Annotated in this window: 25 protein-coding genes; 19 read left to right on the top strand and 6 right to left on the bottom strand. The window is 73.0% G+C overall.

Annotated elements, in window-relative coordinates; all coding sequences use genetic code 11:
• Window positions 1–49 precede the first annotated feature (49 nt).
• Window positions 50–949, top strand: a complete 900-nt coding sequence (locus tag AB0C33_RS31140; protein ID WP_358294082.1) for a beta-propeller fold lactonase family protein — start codon at window positions 50–52, stop codon at window positions 947–949.
• 81 nt (window positions 950–1,030) lie between these two features.
• Window positions 1,031–2,539 (top strand): N,N-dimethylformamidase beta subunit family domain-containing protein, encoded by a 1,509-nt coding sequence (locus AB0C33_RS31135; RefSeq protein WP_358294080.1) that lies wholly within the window; start codon window positions 1,031–1,033, stop codon window positions 2,537–2,539.
• On the opposite strand, the gene AB0C33_RS31130 is transcribed toward AB0C33_RS31135, so the two are convergent.
• On the bottom strand, window positions 2,534–3,259 hold the full coding sequence (locus tag AB0C33_RS31130; RefSeq protein WP_358294079.1) for a Clp protease N-terminal domain-containing protein: 726 nt from the start codon (window positions 3,257–3,259) through the stop codon (window positions 2,534–2,536). The two genes, AB0C33_RS31135 and AB0C33_RS31130, sit on opposite strands and share 6 nt — an antisense overlap.
• A 171-nt stretch (window positions 3,260–3,430) precedes the next feature.
• Here AB0C33_RS31130 and AB0C33_RS31125 point away from each other — a divergent pair, with 171 nt between their 5' ends.
• On the top strand, window positions 3,431–4,456 hold the full coding sequence (locus tag AB0C33_RS31125) for a 6-phosphofructokinase (RefSeq protein WP_352331196.1): 1,026 nt from the start codon (window positions 3,431–3,433) through the stop codon (window positions 4,454–4,456).
• A 235-nt stretch (window positions 4,457–4,691) separates the two neighbouring features.
• Here the strand turns inward: AB0C33_RS31125 and AB0C33_RS31120 are convergent, their stop codons facing one another.
• On the bottom strand, window positions 4,692–5,558 hold the full coding sequence (locus tag AB0C33_RS31120; protein ID WP_358294078.1) for an MHYT domain-containing protein: 867 nt from the start codon (window positions 5,556–5,558) through the stop codon (window positions 4,692–4,694).
• Between the two features lie 114 nt (window positions 5,559–5,672).
• Here AB0C33_RS31120 and AB0C33_RS31115 point away from each other — a divergent pair, with 114 nt between their 5' ends.
• From AB0C33_RS31115 to thiI, 3 genes are all read left to right on the top strand, one after another.
• Complete coding sequence (locus tag AB0C33_RS31115; protein ID WP_358294076.1) at window positions 5,673–6,770, top strand: DUF5931 domain-containing protein; 1,098 nt, start codon at window positions 5,673–5,675, stop codon at window positions 6,768–6,770.
• A 39-nt stretch (window positions 6,771–6,809) separates the two neighbouring features.
• Complete coding sequence (locus AB0C33_RS31110; protein WP_358294074.1) at window positions 6,810–7,460, top strand: response regulator transcription factor; 651 nt, start codon at window positions 6,810–6,812, stop codon at window positions 7,458–7,460.
• Window positions 7,461–7,527: 67 nt separating this feature from the next.
• Window positions 7,528–8,724: a tRNA uracil 4-sulfurtransferase ThiI gene (gene thiI / locus AB0C33_RS31105; RefSeq protein ID WP_358294072.1), complete on the top strand. Its 1,197-nt coding sequence runs from the start codon at window positions 7,528–7,530 to the stop codon at window positions 8,722–8,724.
• A gap of 1 nt (window position 8,725) precedes the next feature.
• Here the strand turns inward: thiI and AB0C33_RS31100 are convergent, their stop codons facing one another.
• The gene (locus tag AB0C33_RS31100; protein ID WP_352330712.1) at window positions 8,726–9,016 is read right to left on the bottom strand and encodes a YiaA/YiaB family inner membrane protein; all 291 of its coding nucleotides are present in this window, start codon (window positions 9,014–9,016) and stop codon (window positions 8,726–8,728) included.
• Between the two features lie 155 nt (window positions 9,017–9,171).
• Between AB0C33_RS31100 and AB0C33_RS31095 the strand changes: the two genes are divergently transcribed.
• From AB0C33_RS31095 to AB0C33_RS31085, 3 genes are all read left to right on the top strand, one after another.
• Entirely contained in the window at window positions 9,172–9,768 is a 597-nt protein-coding gene (locus tag AB0C33_RS31095) for a molybdopterin-dependent oxidoreductase (protein WP_358294070.1), read from the top strand.
• 55 nt (window positions 9,769–9,823) lie between these two features.
• On the top strand, window positions 9,824–10,963 hold the full coding sequence (locus AB0C33_RS31090) for a histidine kinase (protein ID WP_358294069.1): 1,140 nt from the start codon (window positions 9,824–9,826) through the stop codon (window positions 10,961–10,963).
• A 66-nt stretch (window positions 10,964–11,029) separates the two neighbouring features.
• Window positions 11,030–11,770: a LytTR family DNA-binding domain-containing protein gene (locus AB0C33_RS31085; protein ID WP_358294068.1), complete on the top strand. Its 741-nt coding sequence runs from the start codon at window positions 11,030–11,032 to the stop codon at window positions 11,768–11,770.
• A 616-nt stretch (window positions 11,771–12,386) separates the two neighbouring features.
• On the opposite strand, the gene AB0C33_RS31080 is transcribed toward AB0C33_RS31085, so the two are convergent.
• Window positions 12,387–13,229 (bottom strand): deoxyribonuclease IV, encoded by an 843-nt coding sequence (locus tag AB0C33_RS31080; protein ID WP_352326779.1) that lies wholly within the window; start codon window positions 13,227–13,229, stop codon window positions 12,387–12,389.
• A 145-nt stretch (window positions 13,230–13,374) separates the two neighbouring features.
• Here AB0C33_RS31080 and uraD point away from each other — a divergent pair, with 145 nt between their 5' ends.
• The 7 genes from uraD to AB0C33_RS31045 are packed head-to-tail and all read left to right on the top strand — an operon-like array spanning window position 13,375 to window position 18,019.
• Complete coding sequence (gene uraD, locus AB0C33_RS31075; protein WP_358294066.1) at window positions 13,375–13,884, top strand: 2-oxo-4-hydroxy-4-carboxy-5-ureidoimidazoline decarboxylase; 510 nt, start codon at window positions 13,375–13,377, stop codon at window positions 13,882–13,884.
• Complete coding sequence (uraH, locus tag AB0C33_RS31070; protein ID WP_358294064.1) at window positions 13,881–14,180, top strand: hydroxyisourate hydrolase; 300 nt, start codon at window positions 13,881–13,883, stop codon at window positions 14,178–14,180. The genes uraD and uraH overlap by 4 nt, the downstream gene beginning before the upstream one ends.
• A complete protein-coding gene (pucL, locus tag AB0C33_RS31065; protein WP_358294062.1) occupies window positions 14,181–15,044 on the top strand; it encodes a factor-independent urate hydroxylase in 864 nt (287 codons plus the stop codon).
• Window positions 15,045–15,049: 5 nt separating this feature from the next.
• Window positions 15,050–15,910, top strand: coding sequence for an FAD binding domain-containing protein (locus tag AB0C33_RS31060; protein WP_358294060.1), 861 nt, complete (start codon window positions 15,050–15,052; stop codon window positions 15,908–15,910).
• Window positions 15,910–16,380 carry a (2Fe-2S)-binding protein gene (locus AB0C33_RS31055; protein ID WP_352353219.1) on the top strand — a complete coding sequence of 157 codons (471 nt, stop codon included), beginning with the start codon at window positions 15,910–15,912 and terminating at the stop codon, window positions 16,378–16,380. The genes AB0C33_RS31060 and AB0C33_RS31055 overlap by 1 nt, the downstream gene beginning before the upstream one ends.
• Complete coding sequence (locus AB0C33_RS31050; protein ID WP_358294058.1) at window positions 16,377–17,759, top strand: 8-oxoguanine deaminase; 1,383 nt, start codon at window positions 16,377–16,379, stop codon at window positions 17,757–17,759. Before AB0C33_RS31055 ends, AB0C33_RS31050 begins: the two co-directional genes overlap by 4 nt.
• Window positions 17,760–17,806: 47 nt before the next feature.
• Window positions 17,807–18,019, top strand: a complete 213-nt coding sequence (locus AB0C33_RS31045) for an EF-hand domain-containing protein (protein ID WP_357967865.1) — start codon at window positions 17,807–17,809, stop codon at window positions 18,017–18,019.
• A gap of 4 nt (window positions 18,020–18,023) precedes the next feature.
• Here AB0C33_RS31045 and AB0C33_RS31040 read toward each other — a convergent pair whose 3' ends face one another.
• A complete protein-coding gene (locus tag AB0C33_RS31040; protein ID WP_358294056.1) occupies window positions 18,024–19,175 on the bottom strand; it encodes a winged helix DNA-binding domain-containing protein in 1,152 nt (383 codons plus the stop codon).
• 352 nt (window positions 19,176–19,527) lie between these two features.
• Here AB0C33_RS31040 and AB0C33_RS31035 point away from each other — a divergent pair, with 352 nt between their 5' ends.
• From AB0C33_RS31035 to alc, 3 genes are read left to right on the top strand one after another with little or no spacing between them, the layout of a single operon-like run.
• A complete protein-coding gene (locus AB0C33_RS31035) occupies window positions 19,528–20,670 on the top strand; it encodes a glycerate kinase (RefSeq protein WP_358294055.1) in 1,143 nt (380 codons plus the stop codon).
• Window positions 20,667–21,977 (top strand): allantoinase AllB, encoded by a 1,311-nt coding sequence (gene allB, locus AB0C33_RS31030; RefSeq protein WP_358294053.1) that lies wholly within the window; start codon window positions 20,667–20,669, stop codon window positions 21,975–21,977. Before AB0C33_RS31035 ends, allB begins: the two co-directional genes overlap by 4 nt.
• Complete coding sequence (gene alc / locus AB0C33_RS31025) at window positions 21,978–22,925, top strand: allantoicase (protein WP_358294051.1); 948 nt, start codon at window positions 21,978–21,980, stop codon at window positions 22,923–22,925.
• 9 nt (window positions 22,926–22,934) lie between these two features.
• On the opposite strand, the gene pknB is transcribed toward alc, so the two are convergent.
• Window positions 22,935–24,860 carry a Stk1 family PASTA domain-containing Ser/Thr kinase gene (pknB, locus tag AB0C33_RS31020; RefSeq protein ID WP_358294049.1) on the bottom strand — a complete coding sequence of 642 codons (1,926 nt, stop codon included), beginning with the start codon at window positions 24,858–24,860 and terminating at the stop codon, window positions 22,935–22,937.
• Window positions 24,861–25,021 lie beyond the last annotated feature (161 nt).

Here is a 25,021-nt window from a genome sequence, read left to right as displayed (position 1 = left end):
CTCCGTCAACGAATTCATTGCCCCAGTCAACCATAAGAAGGATCGCGTTGTGAACCTCTACATAGGCGGTTACGGCCCCGGCATCGTCACGGTGGGCGGCGAGCTGACCCGCGTGGCCTCGCCGTCGTTCCTGGCCGCCCACCCCACCCTGCCGGTGCTGTACGCGGCCGGCGAGCTGCAGCGCGGCTGGCTCACCGCCTTCACCACCGAGGGCGCCCTGTCCCCGCTGGACGAACGGTCCAGCGACGGCGACAGCCCCTGCCACGTCGCCGTCCACCCTTCGGGGAGCCTGCTGGCCGTGGCCAACTACGGCGACGGCACCGCCGGCCTGCACCACCTGGACGAGCGGGGCGCCTTCACCGGCGACCCCGTCGTCCTGCGGCACGAGGGCTCGGGCCCCGACCTCGACCGCCAGGCCGGCTCGCACGCTCACATGTGCGTCTTCCACGACGACGTCCTGCACGTCTCCGACCTGGGCACCGACGAGATCCGCCGTTACCGCCTGGACGGCTCCCCGCTCGACCCCATCACCCTGGCCCCCGGCACCGGCCCCCGCCACTTCGCCTTCGCCGGCGACCGCCTGTACGTGGCCGGCGAGCTGGACGGCACCGTGACCCTCGTCGAGGGCGAGCGCCGCACCGTCGTGCCCGCCTCGCGCGCCGGGGGCGACAACGCGCCCAGCCACCTGCAGCTCGACGGCGACCTGGTCTACGTCGCCAACCGCGGGCCCGACACGGTCTCGGTGCTGCGCGCCGCGGACCTGTCCCCGGTGGCCGAGGTGCCCTCGGGCGGCGCCTGGCCCCGGCACTTCGCCATCGCCGGCGACCGCCTGTACGTCGCCAACCAGAACTCCGGCGAGGTGACCGTGTTCACCCTGGAGGACGGGGTGCCCGAGCCGGCCGGCCAGTCGTACGAGGTGCCCAGCCCGTCCTGCGTGCTGCCCGCATAGAACGCCTGGCGGGAAGCGGCCCGGTGTAAGGATCTGGCCAAGTCGTGGCCCGGCCCCGTGGCGGGCCACGACGATGGCCGGGTGCGCAAGCTCCTGCTGCTCCTCACCCTGTTGATCGCCGTCCTGCCGGCCGCCGGATGCGGCGGCGGCCCCGTGCGGCCGGCGCCGTCCGCGTCGCCCGCGCCGCCCGTCCCGCAGCCGTCGGAGACGGGCCGGCCGTCGCCGCCGCCGGTGGACGCGGGGGAGTCCTGGCGGATCACCACCCGCGGGGCCGACCACGAGATCGAGGGCTACGCCGACCACGTGAGCGTCCTGCCCGGCCAGCCCTTCGCCCTGCACGTCTCCACCACCGCCCCGCGCTTCACCGCCGGCGCGTTCAGGATGGGCGCGCACCCGGCCAAGGTGTGGGAGTCGCCGCAGGTGGAGGGCGTGCGCCAGCCTCCGGCCAGGACCGTGCACGGCACGGTGACCGCCGCCCACTGGAAGCCCTCGCTCACCGTGGACACCCGCGGCTGGACGGAGGGCGCGTACCTGATCAGGCTCGACGCCTCCACCGGCGCCCAGCGGTACGTGCCGATCACCGTCCGCTCGGCCTCCACCCGGGGCCGCGTGGTGATGGTGAACGCGGTCACCACCTGGCAGGCGTACAACCTGTGGGGCGGCCGCAGCCTGTACCTGGGCCCCGGCGGGTTCGCCGATCGCTCGCGCGAGGTCACCTTCGACCGCCCGTACGACGGCGGCGGCGCCCGCCTGTTCCTCGACTTCGAGCAGTCGGCCCTGGCCGTGGCCGAGCGCAGCGGCGTGCCCCTGGCCTACCTCACCAGCCTCGACCTCGGCCCCGGCGTGCTGGACGGCGCCCGGGCCGTGGTCTCGCTCGGCCACGACGAGTACTGGTCGCCCGCCATGCGCACGGCCGTCACCAGGGCCAGGGACAGCGGGACGAACCTCGCCTTCCTCGGCGCGAACGCCGTCTACTGGCGCATCGCGATCAAGGGCAGGACGGTCGCCTGCGACAAGGAACGGCTGTGCCCGCTGTGGCGGGACTCCCGCCCGGAGAGCGCCCTGGTGGGCCAGATGTACGACTGCTTCCCCGCCCAGGGCGCCTACACGGTCCGCCGGCCGGGCCACTGGATCTTCGCGGGCACCCGGGGGCGGCGCTTCCCCGGCATGGTCGGCCCGGAGACCGACAAGGTCTCGCGCGGCTCACCGAAAGGCGTGGAGGTGCTGGCCGACTCGCCGTTCTCGTGCGGAGGACGCGGGACGACGTCGCAGAGCACGTACTACACGGCGCCGAGCGGGGCCGGGGTGTTCGCCTCGGGCACGATGCGCTGGGTGTGCGCGATGCGCGGCAAGCGCTGCGGCCACGGCGTCCCGGAGTCCGCGGCCGCCTTCACCCGCCGCGCCACGGCGAACGTGCTGACCCGGTTCGCCGCCGGCCCGGCAGGGCGCTCCGGTCAGCCCGCCCACCCTCCTCAGGGCCGCGCGGGCCCGCCGGGGAACGCCGCCCCCGGGGCCGGCCCGAGGGCGGCCGGGGGGGCGGCCGTGAGCGACTCCCGGGAGCGGCCCGCGGGCAGCCGGTCGCGGCTATGAGCGGCGCTCGCGCAGGATCGCCGCCAGCCGCTCCCTGATCTCCCGCTCGGCCGCCTCCTTGTGCACGCCGAGATCGGCCAGGGCCCGCACCACCGGGCCCTCCTCCAGGGAGAGCACGCCGAGCAGCAGGTGCTCGGTGCCGACGTAGTTGTGCCCGAGCCGCAGGGCCTCGCGCAGGGTCAGCTCCAGCGCCTTGGCGCACTGCGCGGAGAACGGCAGGGTGACGGGCGACTGCCCGCCGCCGGGCGCCATGGCCGCCGTGACGGCCTCCCTGACCGCCTCGGGGGAGGCCCCGAGCGTGGCCATGGTCGAGGCGGCCAGCGCCTCGGGCACGTGCAGCAGCCCGAGCACCAGGTGCCCGACCTCGATGTGGTCGTGCCCCGACAGGCGCGCCTCCTCCTGTGACTTGACCACCGCGACCCGGGCCTTGTCGGTGTAGCGGGCGTAGTTGCGCAGGTCGTCGGCGAGCGAGCCGCCCTCCTTGACCACGAACCGCTTCTGCGCGGCCTGCTTGGTCACGCCCATGCTGCGGCCGATGTCGGTCCAGGAGGCGCCGGAGTGGCGGGCGTGGTCCACGAAGTGGCCGATCAGGTGGTCGGCCACCTCTCCGAGGTGCTCGCCCAGCGTGACGGCGTCGGAGAGCTGGCCGAGCGGGTCGCCGTCCGGATGACGGCTCTTGATGGCGGCGATGAGGTCGTCGAGACGTACGGTTTCGTCCATGCGTCAACCATAGGTTGACGCTGACGCGCCGTCAACCCCGGGTTGACGATCGCCGCTTCCAGGAAATGATCGAGGGCCGCGCGTTTGGTCTAGACCACTGAGCGTCGCGGCAGGCACAATGCGAGCTGTCACCGAGCAATGGTTCGTGAACCCCATCGGGAGGAACCCGCCATGCGTATAGGAGTGCTCACCGGAGGCGGAGACTGTCCGGGTCTCAACGCCGTCATCAGGGCCGTGGTGCGTAAGGGGGTGAGCACGTACGGCCATGAGTTCGTGGGCTTCCGCGACGGCTGGCGCGGGCCCCTGGAAGGCGACACGATGCCGCTCGACATCCAGGCCGTACGAGGCATCCTGCCGCGGGGCGGCACCATTCTCGGATCCTCCCGCACCAACCCGATCAAGATCGAGGGCGGCGTCGACCGCATCAAGGAGAACCTCGCCGCCACCGGCGTCGACGCCCTGATCGCCATCGGCGGCGAGGACACGCTCGGCGTGGCCAAACAGCTCTACGACCGCGACGTCAAGGTCGTGGGCGTGCCCAAGACCATCGACAACGACCTGTCCGGCACCGACTACACCTTCGGCTTCGACACCGCGGTCAACATCGCGATGGAGGCCATCGACCGGCTGCACACCACCGCCGAGTCCCACCACCGCGCGCTGATCTGCGAGGTCATGGGCCGCCACGCGGGCTGGATCGCGCTGCACGCGGGCATGGCCGGCGGCGCGAACGTGATCCTCATCCCCGAGAAGCCGTTCGACATCGACCGGGTCTGCGAGTACGTCGAGTCCCGCTTCCGCACCCGCTACTCGCCGATCATCGTCGTGGCCGAGGGCGCCCACCCGATCGAGGGCCAGATGGAGCTGCAGACCGGCACCCTCGACGCGTTCGGGCACGTCCGGCTCGGCGGCATCGGCGAGGTGCTGGCCAAGGAGATCGAGAAGCGCACCGGCAAGGAGGCCCGCACCACCGTGCTCGGCCACATCCAGCGCGGCGGCACCCCGACGGCCTACGACCGGGTGCTGGCCACCAGGTTCGGGCTGCAGGCGATCGACGCCGCGCACGAGGGCGACTACGGCACGATGGTCGCGCTGCGCGGCACCGACATCGTCCGGGTCGGGCTCGACGAGGCGACGGCCGAGCTGAAGACCGTCCCGGCCTCCCGGTACTCCGAGGCCGAGGTGTTCTTCGGGTGAGGCTCTCTACGGCTGGCTGAAAGCGGCTTGCAAGCGCCGGGCCGTACTTTCTGGGCAGCGGGGTTACCGCTTACAACCCCCCTCGGGGTACGGCTTGGGGCGCAGCGAGTCGGCGGCCCACTTTGCGCCGCAAGCCGTACCCAGGAGATAGCTCAATCGCGGGGCGCGCCGAGGTGATCCACCTCCGGCGCGCCCTCGTCGCGTCCGGCCCCGTCCGGACGCTCGTCACCGCGGGCTATCTGCGGGGCGCGCGCATCATCCGCTGCTGTTGCGGGCGGGGGGCGGCCTGCGGCGCGGGGTAGGCCAGGCGCTGCTGCTGCTGGGCGGCGCGCCGGCGCAGCTCCAGGCGGGCGACCATCTCGGCGTCCTCGTGCAGCTCCTCCTCCGAGGGCGCGAGGATCACCATGAGCAGCATGGTCAGCGTGATCAGGCTGATCACGGTCATGAGCGGGACGAGGAAGTCGAGGGCGTCCGCGCCGGTGACCATGCCGGGCTCGGCGTCGACGGTGACCCGCATGGCGTACATGCCGGTGTAGTGCATGCCCGAGACGGCCACGCCCATGACCAGCGCCGCGCCGGTGATCCAGACCGGCTTCTTGACCCGCAGCGTGAACCAGAGCGCGGCGGTCGCGGCCACGACGGCGATCACCACGGACCCGGCCACGATCGTGCGGTCGTAGGAGACGTGGGCGCTCATGTTCATCGCGTACATGCCGAGGTAGTGCATGCTGGCCACGCCGAGCCCGGTGAGCAGGCCGCCGCCGAGCAGCGCCGGCGCCCGGCCGCGGCCGTAGGAGACCAGGAACAGCCCGGTGCCGACCACCACCACGGCCACGGCGGCCGAGGCGACGGTGAGCGGCACGTCGTACTTGATCTGCGTGCCCTCCACCGCGAAGCCCATCATCCCGACGAAGTGCATGACCCAGATGCCGGTGCCGCCGATGGAGATGGCCGCGCCGATCAGCCAGCGCACCCGCGACGCGCCGCGGCTGGCGTGCGCCTGTGCGGTGAGCCGCAGTCCGAGCATCGAACCCAGGCACGACATCAGGTACGCCAGCAGCGGTGTGAGCGGTCCGTGGGTGAAATGATTAACAGCGGTCATATATCGACATTCCTTGTGATTAGGGGTTGACGGATTGTGTCATCCGGCCTGTCCCTTCCGCATGGATAACGCAACTATCTGTCAACCGGCGTGTCGGAAACATGAGAGGGTCTCATGAGCATCGAGGGGCCCTTCTGGCGCGCGATCGCCGTCTTCCGCGCCGCGTCGTTGCTGTACGCCGCCGTGCTGATGGCCCAGTACCGCGGGTACGAGCAGCCGGTCGCCGGATGGCTGGTGATCGCCCTGATGGCGTTGTGGACGGCCGGAGCCACGTACGCGTACGCGTCGGAAAGGCTGCGCGGGTGGCCGCTGCTGGCCGTGGACCTGCTGGTGGCGCTGGCCTGCCTGCTGGCGTCCCCGTACGTGGAGGGCGCCCGTCAGGGCGTGGCGGGCACCATGCCCGTGCCCGCCACCTGGGTCGCCGCGCCCGTCCTGGCCTGGGCCGTGCACGGCGGCAGGCGCGCGGGCGCGGTGGCGGCGGCCCTGGTCGCCGCCGCGGACCTGTGGCTGCGCGTGCGCGCCCCGGAGGCGCCCGTGATGATCAACGGCGCGGTCCTGCTGTTCCTGTCAGGAGTGGTTGTCGGACACGTGGCCCGGCTGGCCAAGGAGGCCGAGGAGCGCATGCAGCGCGCGGCCGAGATGGAGGCCGCCCAGCGCGAACGCGACCGGCTGGCCCGCGACCTGCACGACTCCGTCCTGCAGGTGCTGGCCCTGGTCCAGCGGCGCGGCCGGCAGATCGGCGGCGAGGCGGCCGAGCTGGGCCGCCTGGCCGGCGAGCAGGAGGCCGCGCTGCGCGAGCTCATCGCCGCCCGCCCCGCCCCGACCGGCGCCACGGACCTGCGCTCCCTGCTCATGCGGCACGGCTCGCCGCTGGTGACGGTCTCCACCCCGGCCACGCCGCTCGTCCTGCCCACGCCGGCGGCCGAGGGCGTGGCGGCCGCGGTCGGGGCCGCCCTGGACAACGTGCGCGAGCACTGCGGCGCGGACGCGCGGGCCTGGGTGTTCGCCGAGTCCTGCGACGACGTGGTCATGGTGACCGTGCGCGACGAGGGCCCCGGCATCCCGGAGGGGCGCCTGGAGCGGGCCGCCGCCGAGGGCCGCCTGGGCGTCGCGCAGTCCATCCGCGGGCGCGTCGCCGACCTGGGCGGGACGGTCGCCGTCGCCTCCACGCCGTCCGGGACCGAGATCGAGATCAGTCTTCCCTGCGGATAGGCGCGGATAGGCGGGGACCGGCACGGTTAGAGTGACGTCATGGTGCGGGTCATGGTGGTGGACGACCATCCCATGTGGCGCGACGGCGTGGCCAGGGATCTGTCCGAGGCGGGCTACGAGGTCGTGGCCGTGGTGGGGGAGGGCCGGCAGGCGATCAGTGCGGCCGCGGCCGTGCGCCCCCAGGTCGTCGTGCTGGATCTGCGCCTGCCCGACATGTCCGGCGCGGAGGTGGCCGCCGGGCTGGCCGGGGCCGAACCGGCGCCCAAGGTCCTGGTGTTGTCGGCCAGTGCCGAGCAGGACGACGTGCTGGCGGCCGTCAAGGCGGGCGCGTCCGGCTACCTGGTGAAGTCGGCGAGCCGGGAGGAGTTCCTCGACGCCGTCCGCCGCACCGCCGAGGGCGACGCCGTCTTCACGCCGGGCCTGGCCGGGCTGGTGCTGGGGGAGTACCGCCGGCTGGCCGCGCGCCCCGCCGGACGCGCCGACGACGACGGCCCGAGGCTGACCGAGCGCGAGACGGAGGTGCTCAGGCTGGTCGCCAAGGGCCTGACCTACCGGCAGGTCGCCGACCGCCTGGTGCTCTCCCACCGCACGGTCCAGAACCACGTGCAGAACACGCTGAGCAAGCTCCAGCTGCACAACCGGGTGGAACTGGTCCGATATGCGATCGAGCAGGGCCTCGACGCGGACTAAACTCGATGGGTCGCGGCGTTGCCTTCCTAGCGGCCGCGCTTTCCCCGTCTTCCCCGGAGGTTCCACCATGACGATGTCCGCCCTGGGCGAGCCATGCGTTCTGCTCAAGCTGGGCGAGATCGTTCTCAAGGGCAAGAACCGTGAGCTGTTCGAGCGCCGCCTGATCGACAACATCCGCTTCGCGCTCCAGGATCTCGGCCTCAAGACGGACGTCCGCCGGCGCCACGGCGTCGTCGCGATCTTCCTGCCCGAGGGGTCGGACGTCGAGCAGGCCGACGCGGTGGCCCGGCGGGTCGCCGACGTGCCCGGCCTGGTGTGGATCCACCGCGCCTGGCGGGTGGCCAAAGACCCCGACACCGTGCTCAAGGCCGGCCTGGAACTGATCCGCGACCGCGAGGAGGTCGCCCGCGGGGCCCGCTTCGCGGTGCGCTCCCGCCGCCGCGACAAGCGCTTCCCGCTGACCTCCAACGAGCTCGACCGGCTCGTCGGCGGCGCGATCAACGACGAGTACCGGCTGCCCGTCGACCTGAAGAACCCCGAGCTGACCGTCTTCATCGAGGTCGACCGGGACGAGGTGTTCGTCTTCACCGACGGCATCCCGGGCCAGGGCGGCCTGCCGGTCGGCAGCAGCGGCCGGGCGCTGGTGCTCATGTCGGGCGGCATCGACTCGCCGGTGGCGGCCTACCGGATGATGAAGCGCGGCCTGCACGTCGACTTCCTGCACTTCTCCGGCATCCCGTTCACCACCTCCGAGTCGATCTACAAGGCGTACGCGCTGGTCAGGAAGCTCGACAGGTTCCAGGGCAGGTCGCGGCTGTGGGTGGTGCCGTTCGGCAAGGCGCAGCAGTCGATCCGCAACTCGGGCCAGGACCGCCTGGCCGTGATCGCCCAGCGGCGGCTCATGCTGAAGACGGCCGAGGAGGTCGCCCACCGCATCCGCGCCGGCGCGCTGATCACCGGCGACGCGCTCGGCCAGGTCTCCTCCCAGACGCTGGCCAACATCACCGCCCAGGACAACGCGGTCGAGCTGCCGATCCTGCGCCCGCTCGTGGGCTGGGACAAGACCGAGATCATGGCCGAGGCCCGGCGCATCGGCACGCTGGAGATCTCGGAGCTGCCCGACGAGGACTGCTGCTCCCTGCTGGCTCCCAAGCGCGCCGAGACGCGGGCCAAGATCGACGACCTCAAGCAGATCGAGAAGCGGCTCGACGCCGAGGAGCTGTGCGTGCAGCTCGCCGACTCGATCCAGGAGTACACGCTGTAGCTCAGGCCGCGTCGACCTTGAACGGGTCGTGCTCGGCCAGCAGCTTGTCCAGCCTGGCCTGGTCCACGCGGTTGGTCACCTCCGCCAGCTCCTGCCGGTCGCGGACGACCTTGCACAGGTTGACCGTGGAGGTGACCACGTACAGCAGGCCGAGCGCGAGGAACGCCCTGATCCAGCCGGAGGCCGGCAGGTAGATCAGGGCGATCACCACGGACGACACGGAGACGGCGAACGACAGGACCGCCTGGACGTAGAACGCGGCGGTCTGCGTGGGACGGATGGGCTTGCTCATGAGTTCATGGTGATCTCGCAGGCCAGGCCGTCGCATGGGCTTTCGTACTCAAGTTACTAATGAGTACGAAAGGCCCGGCCGCAGCCCCGGACGCGGGGCGCGGACGGGCCGATGGCAGGATGGCCCAAGACGCGAGATCGGTGAGGGGAGTGATCGTGGAGGAGTCGCGCCTGCCTCCGGGCCAGTACGTCCCGCGCGGCCGCCCCGTGATCCACTACGGCAGGGTGCCCGCGTTCAAGCCGGACAGCTGGGACTTCCGCGTCTTCGGCGCCACGGCCTCCGGCGAGGAGCACTGCCTGACGTGGGCGGACTTCGAGCTGCTGCCCCGGGACACGCGCATCGCCGACTTCCACTGCGTCACCAAGTTCTCCCTCATGGCCAACGAGTGGCGGGGCGTCACCCCGGCGACGATCATGGAGCTGGCGCCGCCCGCCCCCGGCGTGCGCCACGTCATGATCTGGGCCGAGTACGGCTACAGCGCCAACCTCCGCATGTCCGACTTCGCCGCCCCCGACACCCTGTTCGCCACCGAACTGGACGAGAAGCCGCTCAGCCCCGACCGCGGTTTCCCCGTGCGCATCGTGGTCCCCCACCTGTACGCGTGGAAGAGCGTCAAGTGGGTGCGCGCCGTCGAATACCTCCTGGAGGACCGGCGCGGCTTCTGGGAGGAACGCGGATACCACAACCTGGCAGATCCCTGGCGCGAACAGCGCTACTCCTATCAGGAGGAACCCGGCGAGGGCCCCCCGTAGACTTCGCTGCGGGTTTCCACCCGAACACGACCGGTTATTGGCTACGGTTTGGCGCATGCAGACCACCGCATGCGTGGCGCTCTCCCTCCTGCTCTTCCTCCTCGGCTACGCCTGCGCCAGGACGCGCCGCCCGGCGCTCCCGGAAGGCGGCGGCAAGCACGAGGCCACCTTCACCGCGTTGCACGTCGCGGGGCTGGCCGCGCCCGCCCTGCGCGGCGGGCTCGACCGCGACTCGGCGCGCAAGGCCGTACGCCACCTGCACGCGCTGCTCGGCACCCGCGCCGTCGCGATCACCTCCACCGACGCCGCGCTGGCCTGGAACGGCCCCTGCACCGACGACGTGCTCACCTACGCCCGCACCACCCTGGCCGCCGGGCGGGCGCAGGTGTTCGCCGGGCGGCCGTACGGGGCCGTGGTCGTGCCGCTGACCGTGGACGACACGGTCGTGGGCACGCTGGCGGCCTTCGACGAGGAGGTCAGCGCGGCGCTCGTGCGCGCCGTGACCGAGCTGGGCCGCTGGGTGTCGGGGCAACTGGAGCTGGCCGACCTCGACGCCTCCCGCAGGCGGGCCCTGGAGGCCGAGATGCGCGCCCTTCGTGCCCAGATCTCGCCGCACTTCGTCTACAACGCGCTGACCACGATCGCCTCGTTCGTCCGGACGAACCCCAAGCGCGCCCGGGAGCTGCTGCTCGACTTCGCCGACTTCTCCCGCTACGCCCTGCGCCGGGCCCACGACTTCACCACCCTGGCCGACGAGCTGACCTGCGTCGACCGGTACCTGCTGCTGGAGCGCGCCCGCTTCGGCGACAAGCTGCGCTTCAGCCTTCAGGTCGCGCCCGAGGTGCTGCCGGTCCCGGTGCCGTTCCTGTGCCTGCAACCGCTGGTGGAGAACGCCATCAAGCACGGCATGCGCGGCCGGCGCGGCGGCGGCGAGGTGCGGGTCGTGGTCCGCGACGCCGGCCCCGAGGCCCACATCACCGTCGAGGACGACGGCACCGGCATGGACCCCGAGTGCGCCAGGCGCATGCTCGACGGCGAACCGGCCCGCGAGGGCGGCGGCATCGGCCTGGCCAACGTGGACCTGCGCATGCGCCAGATCTACGGCGACGGCTACGGCCTCGTCGTGGAGACCGCGCTCGGCGCCGGCACCCGGGTGCGGCTGCGCGTCCCGAAGACGCAATTTACCTCATTGTAGTCAATTCCTTACGCTGAGCTGGCGTGTCGCTTGTGACCTCTGCTTTCATACGGCAGCGTGGAGCCCATGCTGAGGGTCCTGGCGGTCGACGACGAGCTGCCCGCTCTTGAGGAGCTCGCCTACCTGCTGCGCCAGGACACGAGAATCGAACACGTCGCGACCGCGGCCGACGGCGTCACCGCGCTGCAGGACATGGTGCAGATGATCGGCGGCGGCGAGCGGCTCGACGCGATCTTCCTCGACATCCGCATGCCGGGCCTCGACGGACTCGACCTAGCCCGGCTGGTCGGCGGCTTCCCCAGCCCGCCCAAGCTGGTGTTCGTCACGGCGCACGAGGAGTGCGCGGTGCAGGCGTTCGAGCTGGAGGCCGTCGACTACCTGCTCAAACCGGTCCGGGCCGAGCGCCTGGCGGAGGCGGTCAGGCGGCTGGAGGCGGCCTCCGCGCCGCTCGCCGAGCCGAGCCAGGACGACGTGATCCCGGTCGAGCTGGGCGGGCGCACCAGGTTCGTGCCGCAGCAGGCCATCTGGTTCGCCGAGGCCAAGGGCGACTACGTGCGGCTGCACACCGGCGACGGCAGCTACCTCGTCCGCATGTCGCTGGCCGCGCTCGAACGCCGCTGGTCGGAGGCGGGGTTCATCCGCGTCCACCGCAGCACCCTGGTCTCGGCCCGGCACGTCAGCGAGTTGCGCTTCGAGGGCGGCCGGGTCACGCTCACCGTCGGCACGGAGACGTTGCAGGTCAGCCGGCGGCACAGCCGTCAGGTGCGCGAACAGCTCGTCCGCCAGCATCGCGGCGCCTTCTCCTGACCGCCGTCCCATAGGGGCTGGTGCCGATGGGTGGGCGTGAAGCTGGGCGTGTCCGGCGGGCGCCGGGCGGGCGCCGGGCCCTGGCCGCCGGGCGGTCTGCCGCCGCGATGGTAAAAGATTTCCCAGGTCACGTCGGGGGTGGGCCCTTGGCGCCGGTTCCCGCGATGCCCTCCAGGGGCCTGCCGGTCGCTGGGAGGACCCATGAACCAGCCGTTCGTCGCTCGCCGGTGACCGCTCGCCGTCCGGCCACCCTCCGTATGTCGATGACTACAGACCGTTCAGCGAGCTGGCCGTGAACAGGGTTTCGCCCACAAGATCGCGACCGTAGTGTTTCGGCATCGGAAGCCACCCGGCGCATCGGGGGGGACGGGCCGCAAGGCCCAAGCAAGGGCCTGATGCGTCGGCTTCACCGGTGACCACCAGGTCACCACGGCTGTCGGGCCTTTGACCGGGGGGTAGGGCCCGCCTGCCGATCAGGTGAGGGGGCGCCTGCGGAGGCCACGGACCCCGGCCCCGCGATCCGGCCTTCGGGGGCGGCCGGATCGTGCGAGCAGGCGCCCCTATCACGATTGCTGACCAGGACGGGCTCTCATCCCCGTCACCGGGGATCGCCGGGTCAGCCCTCGTCGCGGAGCTTCTTCAGCAGCTCGATGTCCTCGCGGTGCTTGTCGGCCTTGCCGGGCGTCTCGATGCAGATCGGCACGCCCGCCACCGCCGGATGCCGCATGATCTCGGCGAACGGCTGCGCGCCGATGTGGCCCGCGCCGATGTTCTCGTGCCGGTCCTTCTTGGCCCCGCACACGTCTTTGCTGTCGTTGGCGTGGATGAGCTTGAGCCGGCCGGGCGCGATGGCGTGCAGGGCGTCGAACGTCTCCCGCACCCCGCCCTCGGCGGCCAGGTCGTGGCCGGCGGCGAAGGCGTGGCAGGTGTCGAGGCAGACGCAGGCCCGCGGGTGCCAGTCGAGCGCCGCGAGATAGGGCTCCAGGTCCTGGACGGTCGCGCAGAGCATCGCGCCCTGGCCCGCCATGGGCTCCAGCAGCAGGTCGGGACCGCCCTCGGGGATCTCGTCGAGCAGCGGCAGCAGGGTCTCGCGGATCTGCCGCAGCGCGTCGTCGCGGGACTGGGTGACGGCCGAGCCGGTGTGGACCACCACGCCCTTGGCGCCGGTCTCGACCCCGCGCCGCAGCCCGTGGCGGACGACGGCGATGGAGTTGGCCAGCGTCTCGGGGTTGGGCGAGCCGAAGTTCACCAGGTACGGCACGTGGATGAACGCGGTGACGCCGGACTCGGCCAGCTTGGCGTCCTCGGCGGGCTTGCCGTCGTTGAGCGCCCAGCCGCGCGGGTTGGTGACGAACACCTGGACCATCTCGGCGCCGATCTCGGCCATGTACTTCAGGCCGCCGGTCGCCAGGCCGCCGGTGACGGACACGTGCCCGCCGATCAGGGATGTCAAGGTCATGATGGCTCCCAGTGTAGGCGCAGCTCAGGGGCGTCCCGGCCGGGGCCGGGTTGGAGCATGACACGAAAAGTCCTGGCCATCCCGTTGCGTACTTGGGAGTTCTCACGGATGGACCGGGAACCGGGCCCGTGTGTGTACTGCTGACATGTCCAACTCCCTGGCCGGGTTCAACCGGCGGCCGCGCGCGGAGGCGGAGGCGGAGCTGCTGGCCTGCTGCGCCTCCCGCGCGTTCGCCGCGGCGGTGGCCGCCCGCAGGCCCTACGCCGCCCGCGAACGGCTCGCCGAGGCCGCCGAGACGGCGGTGCGCGAGCTGACGTGGCCCGACGTGCTGGAGGCGCTGGCGGCCCACCCGCGCATCGGGGAACGCCCGTCCGGGGACGGCCGGGAGTCGCGCTGGTCGAGCCAGGAGCAGGCGGGCGCCCACGGGGATGCGGCGCTGCGGGCCGCGCTGGCCGCGGGCAACCGCGCGTACGAGGAGCGGTTCGGGTACGTCTACCTGGTCTGCGCCGCCGGCCTGAGCGGGGCCGAGCTGCTGGCCCGGCTGCGCGCCCGGCTGGACAACGACGAGGAGACCGAGCGCGGGGTCGTCCGCGACGAACTGGCGAAGATCACCCGGCTCCGGCTGGGGAAGCTCATGGAAGGGGAGGGGAGATGAGCTTCTCGACGCACGTCCTGGACGCGGTCTCGGGCCGCCCGGCCGCCGGGGTGCACGTCCGGCTGGAGCACGAGGGCCGCGTGCTGGCCCGGGGCAGCACCGACGACGACGGCCGGATCAAGGGCTGGGACACCGAGGAGGGCGTGCACCGCGTCGTCTTCGACACCGGCGCCTACCTGGCCGACACCTTCTACCCCGAGGTCGTCATCGCCTTCACCGTCACCGACGCCGCGGCGCACCACCACGTGCCGCTGCTGCTCAGCCCGTACGCCTACTCCACCTACCGAGGGAGCTAGATGACCGTCAAGCTGGGCCCCAACCGTTACGGCAAGGCGGAGACCAGGCTGGTCCACGTGGTCAGGGAGGGGGCCGTCCACCACCTCAAGGACATCAACGTCAGCACCTCGCTGTCGGGCGACATGGAGGAGGCGCACAGGAACGGCAGCAACGCCGCCGTCCTGCCCACCGACACGCAGAAGAACACCGCCTACGCCTTCGCCAGGAAGCACGGCGTCGGCGAGATCGAGGACTTCGCCCTCTTACTGGCCCGCCACTACGTCTCCGCGCACCCGTCCATCCACCACGCGCGGGTGGAGATCGAGGAGTACGCCTGGAACCGCATCCCCGGCGAGTCGCGGCACTCCTTCGTGCGCGACGGCGGCGAGGTGCGCACCTGCGTCGTCCACCACGACAGGGACGGCCGCACCACCGTCGTGTCCGGCCTGACGGACCTGGTCGTGCTGAACTCGACCGGCTCGGAGTTCCACGGCTACCTCGTGGACGAGTACACCACCCTCCAGCCGACGACCGACCGCGTCCTGGCCACCGCGGTCACCGCCCGCTGGCGGCACGCCGGGACAGGCGAACGCCCGCCGTACGCCCAGGTGCGCGCCTGCCTGCTGGACGCCTTCGCGCAGACGCACAGCCTGTCGTTGCAGCAGACCCTGTACGCGATGGGGGAGCGGGTGCTGACCACCTGCCCGCAGGTCTGCGAGGTCCGGCTGACGCTGCCGAACAAGCACCACTTCCTGGTCGACCTGTCGCCGTTCGGCCTGGACAACGAGAACGAAGTCTTCTACGCCGCCGACCGTCCCTACGGGCTGATCGAGGGCAGTGTGCTGCGTGAGGACGCACCCGACGCGGGATTCGCCTGGGAGTGAGGACGATGGACTTCTTGCGGCCCACCACGTGGGCGCAGGCGCTGGCCGCCAAGGCGGACCGGCCCGGAGCGCTGCCCGTCCAGGGCGGCACCGACGTGATGGTCGAGATCAACTTCGACGTGCGCAGGCCGGAGGCGCTGCTCGACCTCAACCAGGTGGCCGAGCTGCGCGAATGGGGCATGACCGACGGGATCTGCCGGATCGGGGCCGGGGTCACGTACGCCACGGTCGTCGACGAGCTGGGCGGCGTGCTGCCGGGGCTCGCGCAGGCCGCGCGCACGGTCGGCTCGCCGCAGATCCGCAACCGCGGCACGGTCGCCGGCAACCTCGGCGCGGCCTCGCCCGCGGGCGACAGCCATCCGCCGCTGCTGGCGGCGGGCGCGGTCGTCGAGGTCGAGTCGCGCGAGCGCGGCACCCGGCTGATCCCCGCGGCCGAGTTCTACCTCGGGGTCAAGCGCAACGCCCTGGAGCCGGACGAGCTGATCAGGGCCGTGCGCGTCGAACCCGCGCAGGGACCCCAGTACTTCTCCAAGGTCGGCACGCGCAACGCCATGGTGATCGCGGTGTGCTCGTTCGCGGTCGCGCTGCACCCCGGCGAGCGGCGGGTCGGCACCGGGATCGGCTCGGCCGCGCCCACGCCGCGCCGCGCCCTGGAGGCGGAGGCCCTGCTGGCCCGGGAGCTGGACTGGCACGCCCCGCTCGACCCCGCGCTGCTGGCCCGCTTCGGCGAGCTGTGCGCGCGGGCCGCCGCGCCGATCGACGACGTGCGCGGCACCGCCGCCTACCGGGTGCACGCGGTCGGCGTGATGGCCCGGCGCACCCTCACCTGGGCCTGGAACGACCACCTCGCGAGAAGGGCCGCCTGATGCGCCTGAACGTCACCGTCAACGGCCGCGCCCACAGCGTGGACGACGTCTGGGAGGGGGAGAGCCTGCTGTACGTGCTGCGCGAGCGGATCGGGCTCCCCGGCTCCAAGAACGCCTGCGAGCAGGGCGAGTGCGGCTCGTGCACGGTCTACCTCGACGGGCTGCCGGTCTGCTCGTGCCTGGTCGCCGCCGGGCAGGCCGAGGGGCGGCGGGTGCGCACGGTCGAGGGGCTGGCCGCGGGCGACCGGCTCGACCCGGTGCAGGAGGCGTTCGCCGAGTGCGGGGCCGTGCAGTGCGGGTTCTGCACCCCGGGGCTCGTCGTACAGGCCCATGACCTGCTCGAACGCGTGCCCCGGCCGTCCGACGCGGAGATCCGCGAGGCGCTGGCGGGCAACCTGTGCCGCTGCACCGGCTACGAGAAGATCCTCGACGCGGTCCGGCTGGCCGCCGCGCGGAAGGCGTCCCGATGACCCTGCTGATCGAGAACGTGCACATCGCGCCCGTCACCGGCCCCGAGATCCCGTCCGGCCACCTCGTCGTCGAGGGCGACCGGATCGCCGCGCTCGGCCCCGGCCCCGCGCCCGCCACCCCCGGCGCCCGGCGGGTGGACGGCTCCGGCTGCCTGGCCACCCCCGGCCTGGTCAACACCCACCACCACCTCTACCAGTGGGCCTCCCAGGGGCTGGCCCAGGACGCCACCCTGTTCGAGTGGCTGGTGGCGCTCTACGACGTGTGGGCCGCCATGGACGCCGAGGTCGTCAGGGGCGCGGCCACGGCCGGGCTCGGCTGGCTGGCGCTGTCCGGCTGCACCACCTCCAGCGACCACCACTACGTCTTCCCCAAGGGCCGTGGCGACCTGCTCGCGGCCGAGGTCGAGGCGGCGCGTGAGATCGGCCTGCGCTTCCACCCGGCGCGCGGCTCGATGGACCTGGGCCGCTCGCGGGGCGGGCTGCCGCCGGACGAGGTGGTCGAGCAGCTCGACGACGTGCTGGCCGCGACGGCCGAGGCGGTGGACGCCCACCACGACCCGTCGCCGTCCTCGATGGTGCGGGTCGCGGTCGCGCCGTGCTCGCCGTTCTCGGCCGGCGCCGAGCTGATGACCCAGTCGGCGGCCCTGGCCAGGGCCAAGGGCGTCCGCCTGCACACCCATCTGGCCGAGACGCTCGACGAGGACGAGCACTGCGTCGAGCGGTTCGGCCTGCGTCCGGTCGACTACATGGACAAGCTCGGCTGGCTGGGGCCCGACGTGTGGCTCGCGCACGCCGTGCACCTCAGCGACGCCGACATCGCCAAGCTCGCCCGCACCGGCACGGGCGCGGCCCACTGCCCCTCCTCCAACGGCCGCCTCGGCTCCGGGATCGCCCGCGTGTCGGAGATGCTGCGCCGGGGCGTGAACGTCGGGCTCGGCGTGGACGGCAGCGCCTCCGCCGAGCTGACCTCACTGGCCGGGGAGATGCGGCAGGCCCTGCTGTTCCAGCGGGTCAGGTACGGCCCCCGCGCGCTGTCGGCCCGCCAGGCGCTGGAGCTGGCCACCCTGGGCGGGGCGCGCAACCTGGGCCGCGAGGCCGAGCTCGGCTCGCTGGAGCCGGGCAAGCTGGCCGACGTCGTCCTCTGGCGGACCGGCGGGCCCTTCACCGCCGCCGTGGCCGACCCGGTGTGCGCGCTGGTGTTCGGGCCACCGCCGCCGGTGGCCCGCGTCCTGGTCGGCGGCCGGACCGTGGTCGAGGACGGCGAGCTGCGGACGACGTCCCACGACGCGGCCGGCCGGGCGGGCGCCGAGGCCCACCGCAGGCTGATGCGGCTGGCGGCCGAGCGCGGGCACTCGGCGGGCAGGGAGGTCCAGCACTAGGGTGGTGAATGTCCGGAACGTGGCATTCAGTACCGAAAGGCGGTCCCGTGTCGGCAGAACTCCCCGGTGAGCGGCTGGCGCAGCTCAAGAGCACCTTCGCCGAGATCGACACCGACGGCGACGGCTTCGTCAGCGAGGCCGAGCTGAAGCGGCACTTCCCCGACCTGCCCGCCGAGGCCCTCGGCGCGCTGAGCCAGGAGGCCGACTCCGACCAGGACGGGCGCTACTCGCTGGAGGAGTTCATCCGCGTCGTCTCCTGACGTCCTACTCCGCCAGCGCGCGCTCCAGGGGCGTGCGGAAGCGGGGCGTGATCCGCACGCCGCCGAGCCAGGAGGCCAGACCGGCGATCTCGGCCTCCACGGCGGCCACGGCGTCGGATCCCAGGTCGGTGAGCGCCCGCCACACGATCTCGCCGCCGGGCCGCTGCCCCCAGCCGCCGACGACCCGCCCGTCCCACCACACGGTCGGGCCGACGTTGCCGCTGCGGTCGAACAGCTCGGCCCGGTGCTCCTTCGGCAGGTACCAGTCGCGGCCCTGCCAGCCCATCGGCGTCGGGTCCAGGGCGGGCAGCAGCGCCGCCCACGGCGCGGGCTCGGGCGTCTCGTCCAGATCGTCGGGCAGTACGTATCCCGCGCCCTCGTCCAGCTCGACCTCGACCGCGCCGACGGCGGTCAGCGCGGCGCGCACCTCGCGCAGCGTCCAGCCGGTCCACCACTTGACGTCGGCCTCCGTGCCGGGGCCGAACGCGGCCAGCCAGCGGCGCACCAGCTCCGCCTGGGCCTGCGGGACCGTGGTGGCGTCCATGGGCGGGGCGACGGCCCACAGGTGCTGCGTGCTCGTCCACGAGCCGGACGGGCGGCCCTGGCGGACGAGCCGGCCCTCCATGCCCATCAGCGTGATCAGCCGCTGCCCGACGCTGTGCACGGCCTCGTACGGCTTGCCCACGGCCACCCGGAACTGCTCGCGCAGCCGCGGCTCCAGCACCCCCAGCCGGGCCGCCGTCGCCGTGCCCTCCGCCGCCAGGAAGCGCAGCACCGACGACTCCACGTCGGCCAGCCAGGCCTCGTCCCAGCCGCCGGCCGCGGCGAGCTCCTTGACCAGCGCCTTGCGCACCCTCGTGGCGACCGCGAGCGTGGAGGAGTGGTGCACGACGGGCACCAGCGCGGCCGGGACCACGAACACCGTGCGGCGCATCCCGTGCATGCGCACCAGCGTGCGGTCCTCGTACAGGGCCCGCTCGACCGGCGCGGTCCCGGGCGCGGTGAGCCGGGCGCCCGCCGACAGGAACACCGTCGCCGGGTCGGTGGCGTGCAGCGCCACCACGGACGTCGTCGCCTCCTCCGGGGTCGCCGCCTTGGCCGCCAGGCTGTGGCGCACGCCCAGCCGGCGCCGCCTCTCCCGCTCAGATATGCGCATGAAACGCCTCCTTACGGGATGTGAGCCTAATTGGAGGATCACACACCTCAGAACCCGCCAGAACAGCTCAGGTTCGTGCTCGCGGCCCATGGGCGGCGGGCGCGGGCGCCTGCTTCACTGAGGGCACCTTCCTTGAGGGTTCGCTGAGAGCACCTTCTTTGAGGGCACCCTTCACTGAGGGCACCTTCTTTGAGGGCACCTTTCACTGAGGGCGCCTACCCTCGGCCGCCGCCGGCCGGGGGGCTGATGTGATGATGAGTCACGCCTTCCTGCCCGCTCGCACCGGGCAGGAAGGCGTGTCCGGCCATTGTTCAGCATCTTGTGGGAGTTCGTAGTGGTAAAGCAGGTTCTGGTGGCACCCGACAAGTTCAAGGGCTCCCTCACGGCCGCCGAGGTCGCGGCCCGGGTGTCGGCGGGGCTCGGGGTGCCCACGGTCGAGCTGCCGGTCGCCGACGGCGGCGACGGCACCGTCGAGGCGGCCGTGGCCTGCGGGTTCGACCGCGTCACCGTGGAGGTCGCCGGGCCCACCGGCGAACGCGTGAGCGCGGCGTACGCCTGGCGGGCGGCCGGCGGCACGCCGACGGCCGTGGTCGAGCTGGCCGAGGCGTCGGGGCTGCGGCGCCTGTCCGCCGGGCCGGCCCCCTTGACCGCCACCTCCTACGGCACCGGAGAGCTGATCGCCGACGCCCTGCGCAGGGGCGCCCGGCGGATCGTGCTCGGGCTCGGCGGCAGCGCGTCCACCGACGGGGGAGCGGGCATGGTCCGGGCGCTGGGCGCCCGCCTGCTCGACGACGAGGGCGCCGAGCTGCCCGACGGCGGCGCCGCGCTGCGCGGGCTGGCCCGCATCGACCTGTCCGGGTTCGCCGACGTCTCCGGGGTGGAGTTCGTGGTGGCGAGCGACGTGGACAACCCCCTGCTCGGCCCGCACGGGGCCGCCGCCGTCTACGGGCCGCAGAAGGGCGCCGGCCCCGAGGACGTCAAGGTGCTGGAGGCGGGCCTGTCCCGGCTGGCCGCCGTCGCGACCCAGACCCACGGCCTGGTCGGCGCCGTCGAGCACGACGACACCCCGCGTGCCATGGGCGTGGCCGGAGCCCCCGGGGCGGGCGCGGCGGGCGGCGTCGGGTTCGCGGCGCTGGCCTTCCTCCACGCCGAGCTGCGGCCCGGCATCGAATACCTGCTCGACCTGCTCGGCTTCGGCGCGCTCGTCCAGGACGCGCGGCTGGTGATCACCGGCGAGGGCTCGCTCGACGAGCAGTCCCTGCGCGGCAAGGCGCCGATCGGCGTGGCCCAGGCCGCGGCCAGGGCGGGCGTGCCGGTGGTCGCGGTCTGCGGACGGCGCACCCTCGGCGACACCGAGCTCAAGGACGCCGGCATCGAGGCCGCCTACGCCCTGACCGACCTGGAGCCCGACCCGGCCCGGTGCATGGCCGAGGCCGGCCCGCTCCTGGAACGCCTGGCCGCCCGGGTGGCCGCCGAGCATCTGGAGGGCAGATGACCCTTCACGACCTCGTCGTCCGCTCCCGCAGGGTGGTCACGCCCGAGGGGGAGCGGGCCGCGGCCGTGGCCGTACGGGGCGAACGCGTCCAGGCCCTGTACGACTACGCCGAGCCCCTCGACGCCGCCGAGGACATCGACCTGCGCGACCTGCCCCTGCTCCCCGGCCTGGTGGACACGCACGTGCACGTCAACGAGCCGGGCCGGACCCATTGGGAGGGCTTCGCCTCGGCCACCAGGGCGGCCGCCGCGGGCGGCGTGACCACGATCGTGGACATGCCGCTCAACTCCCTGCCGCCGACCGTCAGCGTGGAGGCGCTGGAGGCCAAGCTGCGGGCCGCCCGCGGGCAGTGCCACGTGGACGTGGCGTTCTGGGGCGGCGCGGTCCCCGGCAACCTCAAGGAGCTGCGGCCGCTGCACGAGCGCGGCGTCCGGGGCTTCAAATGCTTCATGTCGCCGTCGGGCGTCGAGGAGTTCCCGCCGCTCGCCACGGCCGAGCTGCGGGCGGTGCTGACCGAGGTGGCCGGGTTCGGCGGGCTCGTCGTGGTGCACGCCGAGGACCCCGAGCTGCTGGCCGAGCCGGGCGGGCCGACGTACCGGGAGTTCCTGGAGTCGCGGCCGGGAGCCGCCGAGCGCAGCGCGGTCGCGCGGGTCGTCGCGCTGGCGGCCGAGACCGGCGCGCGCGTGCACATCCTGCACGTCTCCAGCGCCGAATGCCTCGACGTGCTGGTGCGGGCCCAGGCCGACGGGGTGGCGGTCACGGCCGAGACCTGCCCCCACTACCTGACGCTGGAGGCCGAGCAGGTGCCCGAGGGGCGCACGGCGTACAAGTGCTGCCCGCCCATCCGCTCGCGGGCCAACCGCGAACTGCTGTGGGACGGCCTGGCCCGCGGCGTGCTGAGCAGCGTCGTCTCCGACCACTCGCCCTCGCCCGCCGAGCTGAAGGTGCCCGACTTCGCCGCCGCCTGGGGCGGTGTCGCCTCCCTCCAGCTCGGCCTGTCCGCCGTCTGGACGGAGGCCGCCCGGCGCGGCCACACCCTCGCCGACGTCGTCCGCTGGATGTCGGCCGCGCCCGCCGAGACGGCCGGGCTTTCCGGCAAGGGCGCGATCCGCCCCGGCGGCGACGCCGACCTGGTCGCCTTCGACCCCGACGCCGACAACCCGGTGGACGCCGCCCGCCTGCACCACCGCAACCCCGTCACCCCCTACCACGGCCGCGTGCTCAAGGGCGCGGTGCTGACCACCTGGCTGCGCGGCCGTCCCGTGGACGGCGAGCCGCACGGCCGCCTCATCCTCGGGGAGCAGTAGATGCCCGGCTTCACCGCCCTGCCCGACCTGGCCCTGCGCACCCTCGGCGGCGCGGTCGTGGCGGCCAGCGACGAGTCCTTCGCCGAGAAGGAGAGCCTGATCAGGCCGGGCCGCCCCGGCTTCCGCGCCGAGACGTTCGGCAACAAGGGCCAGGTCTACGACGGCTGGGAGACCCGCCGCCGCCGCACCCCCGGCCATGACTGGGCGCTGGTGCGGCTGGGCCTGCCGGGCGCGATCCGCGGCGTGGTGATCGACACGGCCTGGTTCAAGGGCAACTACCCGCCGTACGCCTCGGTCGAGGCCGCCGCCGTGCCCGGCCATCCCTCGCCCGCCGAGCTGGCCGCCGCCGACTGGACGGAGATCGTCCCGAGGACGGCGCTCAAGGGCGACGCCGAGCACCACGTCGAGGTCACCGGAGACGACACCCGCTACACCCACGTACGCCTGAACATCTACCCCGACGGCGGCATCGCCCGCCTCCGCGTGCACGGCGAGGTACGCCCCGACCTGTCCGTCTACGAGGGGCTGAGCCTCGACCTGGCCGCCCTCCAGAACGGCGGCCTGGTCACCGCCTGCTCCGACGAGTTCTACTCCGCGCCGAACAACGTCATCGCCCCCGGCCTGGCCCGCCACCAGGCGGAGGGCTGGGAGACCGCGCGCCGCCGCGGGCCGGGCAACGACTGGCTGCTCATCCGCCTGGCCGGGCCGGGCCTGGTGCGCCTGGCCGAGATCGACACCACGAACCTGATCTTCAACGCCCCCGGCCACGTCGCGCTCACCGGGCTGTCCGGCGGGCGCGAGGTCACGCTGCTGCCGAAGACCCGGTTGCAGCCCGACGCGCCCCACCGCTTCCGGCTCGGCCACCCCGAACCGGTCACCCACGTACGGGTCGACATCTACCCCGACGGCGGGCTGGCCAGGGTGCGCCTGCACGGGCACCTGGCCTGACCCGGCGCGCTACTGCCAGAGGAAGACCGTCGCGCCGGGCGGCCGCTCACTGTTCGGTAACGGCCGCTGGTACTGCACGACGCCGCCGTTGGCCAGCCGCTGGACCCGCACGTGGAAGCCCAGCGACTCCAGCTCCGCCTTGGCGTCCTTGACGTTCTTGCCGATGACCGCGGGCACCAGGCGGAACTCCTGGTCGTCGCGGGCCTCGTTGTCGCCCTTGAACCAGTCCCAGAAGTCGGTCTGGCAGCGCGCCACCGTGATCATCGCTGGGGTGCCCTTGTCGACCTCGGACTTGGCCTTCGGCGCCTGGGCGATGACCGTGCACGGCTCGGCGTCGTCGTCGACCTCGTTGACCTGCACCGCGAAGCCCTGGCCGCCGAGGTAGGCGGCGGCCTCGTCCTTCGGCATGCCGGTCACGTCGGGCATCACCATGCCGGCGCTCACGAAGATGCCGACCTTCGCGCCCTCCTTGACCTTCTCGCCGGCCTCGGGGGAGCTGCGGATCACCTTGTTCCGCTCGACCTCGCCGTTGGGCAGGCGCTTGACGCTGCCCACGGTGAGCCCGGCCTCGGCGATCTTGACGCGGGCCTCGTCGCTGGTCAGGCCCCTGACGCTGGGGACGATCACCCGCTTGGGGCCGAGCGAGGGCACCAGCGTGATCGTGCTGCCGCTCTCCACCTCGGCCTTGCCCTCGGGGTCGGTACGCAGCACCAGCCCCTCGGCGGTGTCCTCGTTGTACTCGCCGGCGACCTTCTTGACCTTGAAGCCCTTGCTCGTGGCGGCGCGCTCGGCGACCACCACGTTCTGGCCGACGAGGTCGGGCACCTGCACGTATTGGGTCTGGGAGAAGTACCAGCCGGTCACCGCCACCGCGACGACCATGACCGCGGCGAGCAGGACCAGGAACCAATTGGGCCTGAACGAACGCCTGGACGGCGGCGGCGACACCGGCGGCGTCACCTCGGCGCGCGGCTGGATCAGCGTGTGCGCCGGCGCGGCCAGCGGCATCGACGGGGCGCCCGCGCCGCTCGGCCGCGGCGGCATCGACTGGTTGAACACGGCCGTCATGGCCGGCGGGGTGCTCAGTCGGGGCAGCATCCGGTGGGCGTCGACCGCCTCGACCAGCATCGCCGTGGCGTCGGCCGGGCGGTCGTGGGGCTCGCGGGCCGTGGCGTGCCCGACCAGCGTGTCGATCAGCGGCGGCACCTCGGGCACCAGCGACGACGGCGGCGGCACCGTGTCGTGCACGTGCCGGTAGGCCACCGACATCGGCGTCTCGCCGTCGTAGGGCTGCTGCCCGGTCACCAGCTCGAACAGCATGATGCCCGCGGCGTAGACGTCGCTGCGCACGTCGGCGCCGCCGGTGGTGACCTGCTCGGGCGACATGTAGCCGATCGTGCCGATCATCACGCCGGTACGGGTCTGGTTGGTCGCCTCGATCGCCCTGGCCAGCCCGAAGTCGACGACCTTGACCCGGCCGTCGTCGGTCATCAGCACGTTCTCGGGCTTCACGTCGCGGTGGACCATCCCGGCCTGGTGGGCCGCGCCCAGGGCGGCCAGCACCGGGATCATGATCTCCAGCGCCTCGCGGGCGGGCAGCCTGCCGCGCTCGCGCAGGATGTCGCGCAGCGTGCGGCCCGGCACGTACTCCATCGACAGGTAGACGACGTCGGTGTCGGTGCCCTGGTCGAAGACGTGCACCACGTTGGGGTGGGACAGGCTGGCCACCGACTTGGCCTCGCCGATGAACCTGCGGACGAACGCCGGGTCCTCGGCGAGCGAGCGGTGCATGACCTTCAACGCGACAGTGCGATCCAGCCGGACGTCGAGCGCCAGGTAGACGGTCGCCATACCGCCCCGGGCGATCCGGCTCTCGATGCGGTAACGCCCATCGAGGAGCCGCCCGACCAGGGGGTCCGCAGTCGTCTTATCCACCACCCCCCTGAGTTTACGGGCGTTTTGCCACCGGCAGGGCCCACGCGCCCGAAACCGATGCGGAGACGTTCCCGCGAGAGCGGCCCCGACCGGCGGAAGGGCCGGCGCGAGCCGGCCCCTCCGGCGATCTCGGAGGGGGATCTCCAGGGGGATCACCAGGT

It is taken from the genome of Nonomuraea sp. NPDC048881 (assembly GCF_040649795.1).
Lineage (GTDB): Bacteria > Actinomycetota > Actinomycetes > Streptosporangiales > Streptosporangiaceae > Nonomuraea.
This window is presented reverse-complemented; position numbering and strand designations above follow the sequence as displayed.

Bases quoted from the DNA above. Each gene is read 5' to 3' on its own strand.
- AB0C33_RS31130 (WP_358294079.1), bottom strand. From the start codon at position 3,259: ATGGACGAAACCGTACGTCTCGACGACCTCATCGCCGCCATCAAGAGC.
- uraD (WP_358294066.1), top strand. From the start codon at position 13,375: ATGTCCAACTCCCTGGCCGGGTTCAACCGGCGGCCGCGCGCGGAGGCG.
- alc (WP_358294051.1), top strand. From the start codon at position 21,978: ATGCCCGGCTTCACCGCCCTGCCCGACCTGGCCCTGCGCACCCTCGGC.
- AB0C33_RS31110 (WP_358294074.1), top strand. From the start codon at position 6,810: ATGGTGCGGGTCATGGTGGTGGACGACCATCCCATGTGGCGCGACGGC.
- AB0C33_RS31100 (WP_352330712.1), bottom strand. From the start codon at position 9,016: ATGAGCAAGCCCATCCGTCCCACGCAGACCGCCGCGTTCTACGTCCAG.
- thiI (WP_358294072.1), top strand. From the start codon at position 7,528: ATGACGATGTCCGCCCTGGGCGAGCCATGCGTTCTGCTCAAGCTGGGC.
- uraH (WP_358294064.1), top strand. From the start codon at position 13,881: ATGAGCTTCTCGACGCACGTCCTGGACGCGGTCTCGGGCCGCCCGGCC.
- AB0C33_RS31080 (WP_352326779.1), bottom strand. From the start codon at position 13,229: ATGACCTTGACATCCCTGATCGGCGGGCACGTGTCCGTCACCGGCGGC.
- AB0C33_RS31090 (WP_358294069.1), top strand. From the start codon at position 9,824: ATGCAGACCACCGCATGCGTGGCGCTCTCCCTCCTGCTCTTCCTCCTC.
- AB0C33_RS31050 (WP_358294058.1), top strand. From the start codon at position 16,377: ATGACCCTGCTGATCGAGAACGTGCACATCGCGCCCGTCACCGGCCCC.
- AB0C33_RS31040 (WP_358294056.1), bottom strand. From the start codon at position 19,175: ATGCGCATATCTGAGCGGGAGAGGCGGCGCCGGCTGGGCGTGCGCCAC.
- AB0C33_RS31125 (WP_352331196.1), top strand. From the start codon at position 3,431: ATGCGTATAGGAGTGCTCACCGGAGGCGGAGACTGTCCGGGTCTCAAC.
- AB0C33_RS31055 (WP_352353219.1), top strand. From the start codon at position 15,910: ATGCGCCTGAACGTCACCGTCAACGGCCGCGCCCACAGCGTGGACGAC.
- AB0C33_RS31115 (WP_358294076.1), top strand. From the start codon at position 5,673: ATGAGCATCGAGGGGCCCTTCTGGCGCGCGATCGCCGTCTTCCGCGCC.
- AB0C33_RS31060 (WP_358294060.1), top strand. From the start codon at position 15,050: ATGGACTTCTTGCGGCCCACCACGTGGGCGCAGGCGCTGGCCGCCAAG.
- allB (WP_358294053.1), top strand. From the start codon at position 20,667: ATGACCCTTCACGACCTCGTCGTCCGCTCCCGCAGGGTGGTCACGCCC.
- pucL (WP_358294062.1), top strand. From the start codon at position 14,181: ATGACCGTCAAGCTGGGCCCCAACCGTTACGGCAAGGCGGAGACCAGG.
- AB0C33_RS31085 (WP_358294068.1), top strand. From the start codon at position 11,030: ATGCTGAGGGTCCTGGCGGTCGACGACGAGCTGCCCGCTCTTGAGGAG.
- AB0C33_RS31120 (WP_358294078.1), bottom strand. From the start codon at position 5,558: ATGACCGCTGTTAATCATTTCACCCACGGACCGCTCACACCGCTGCTG.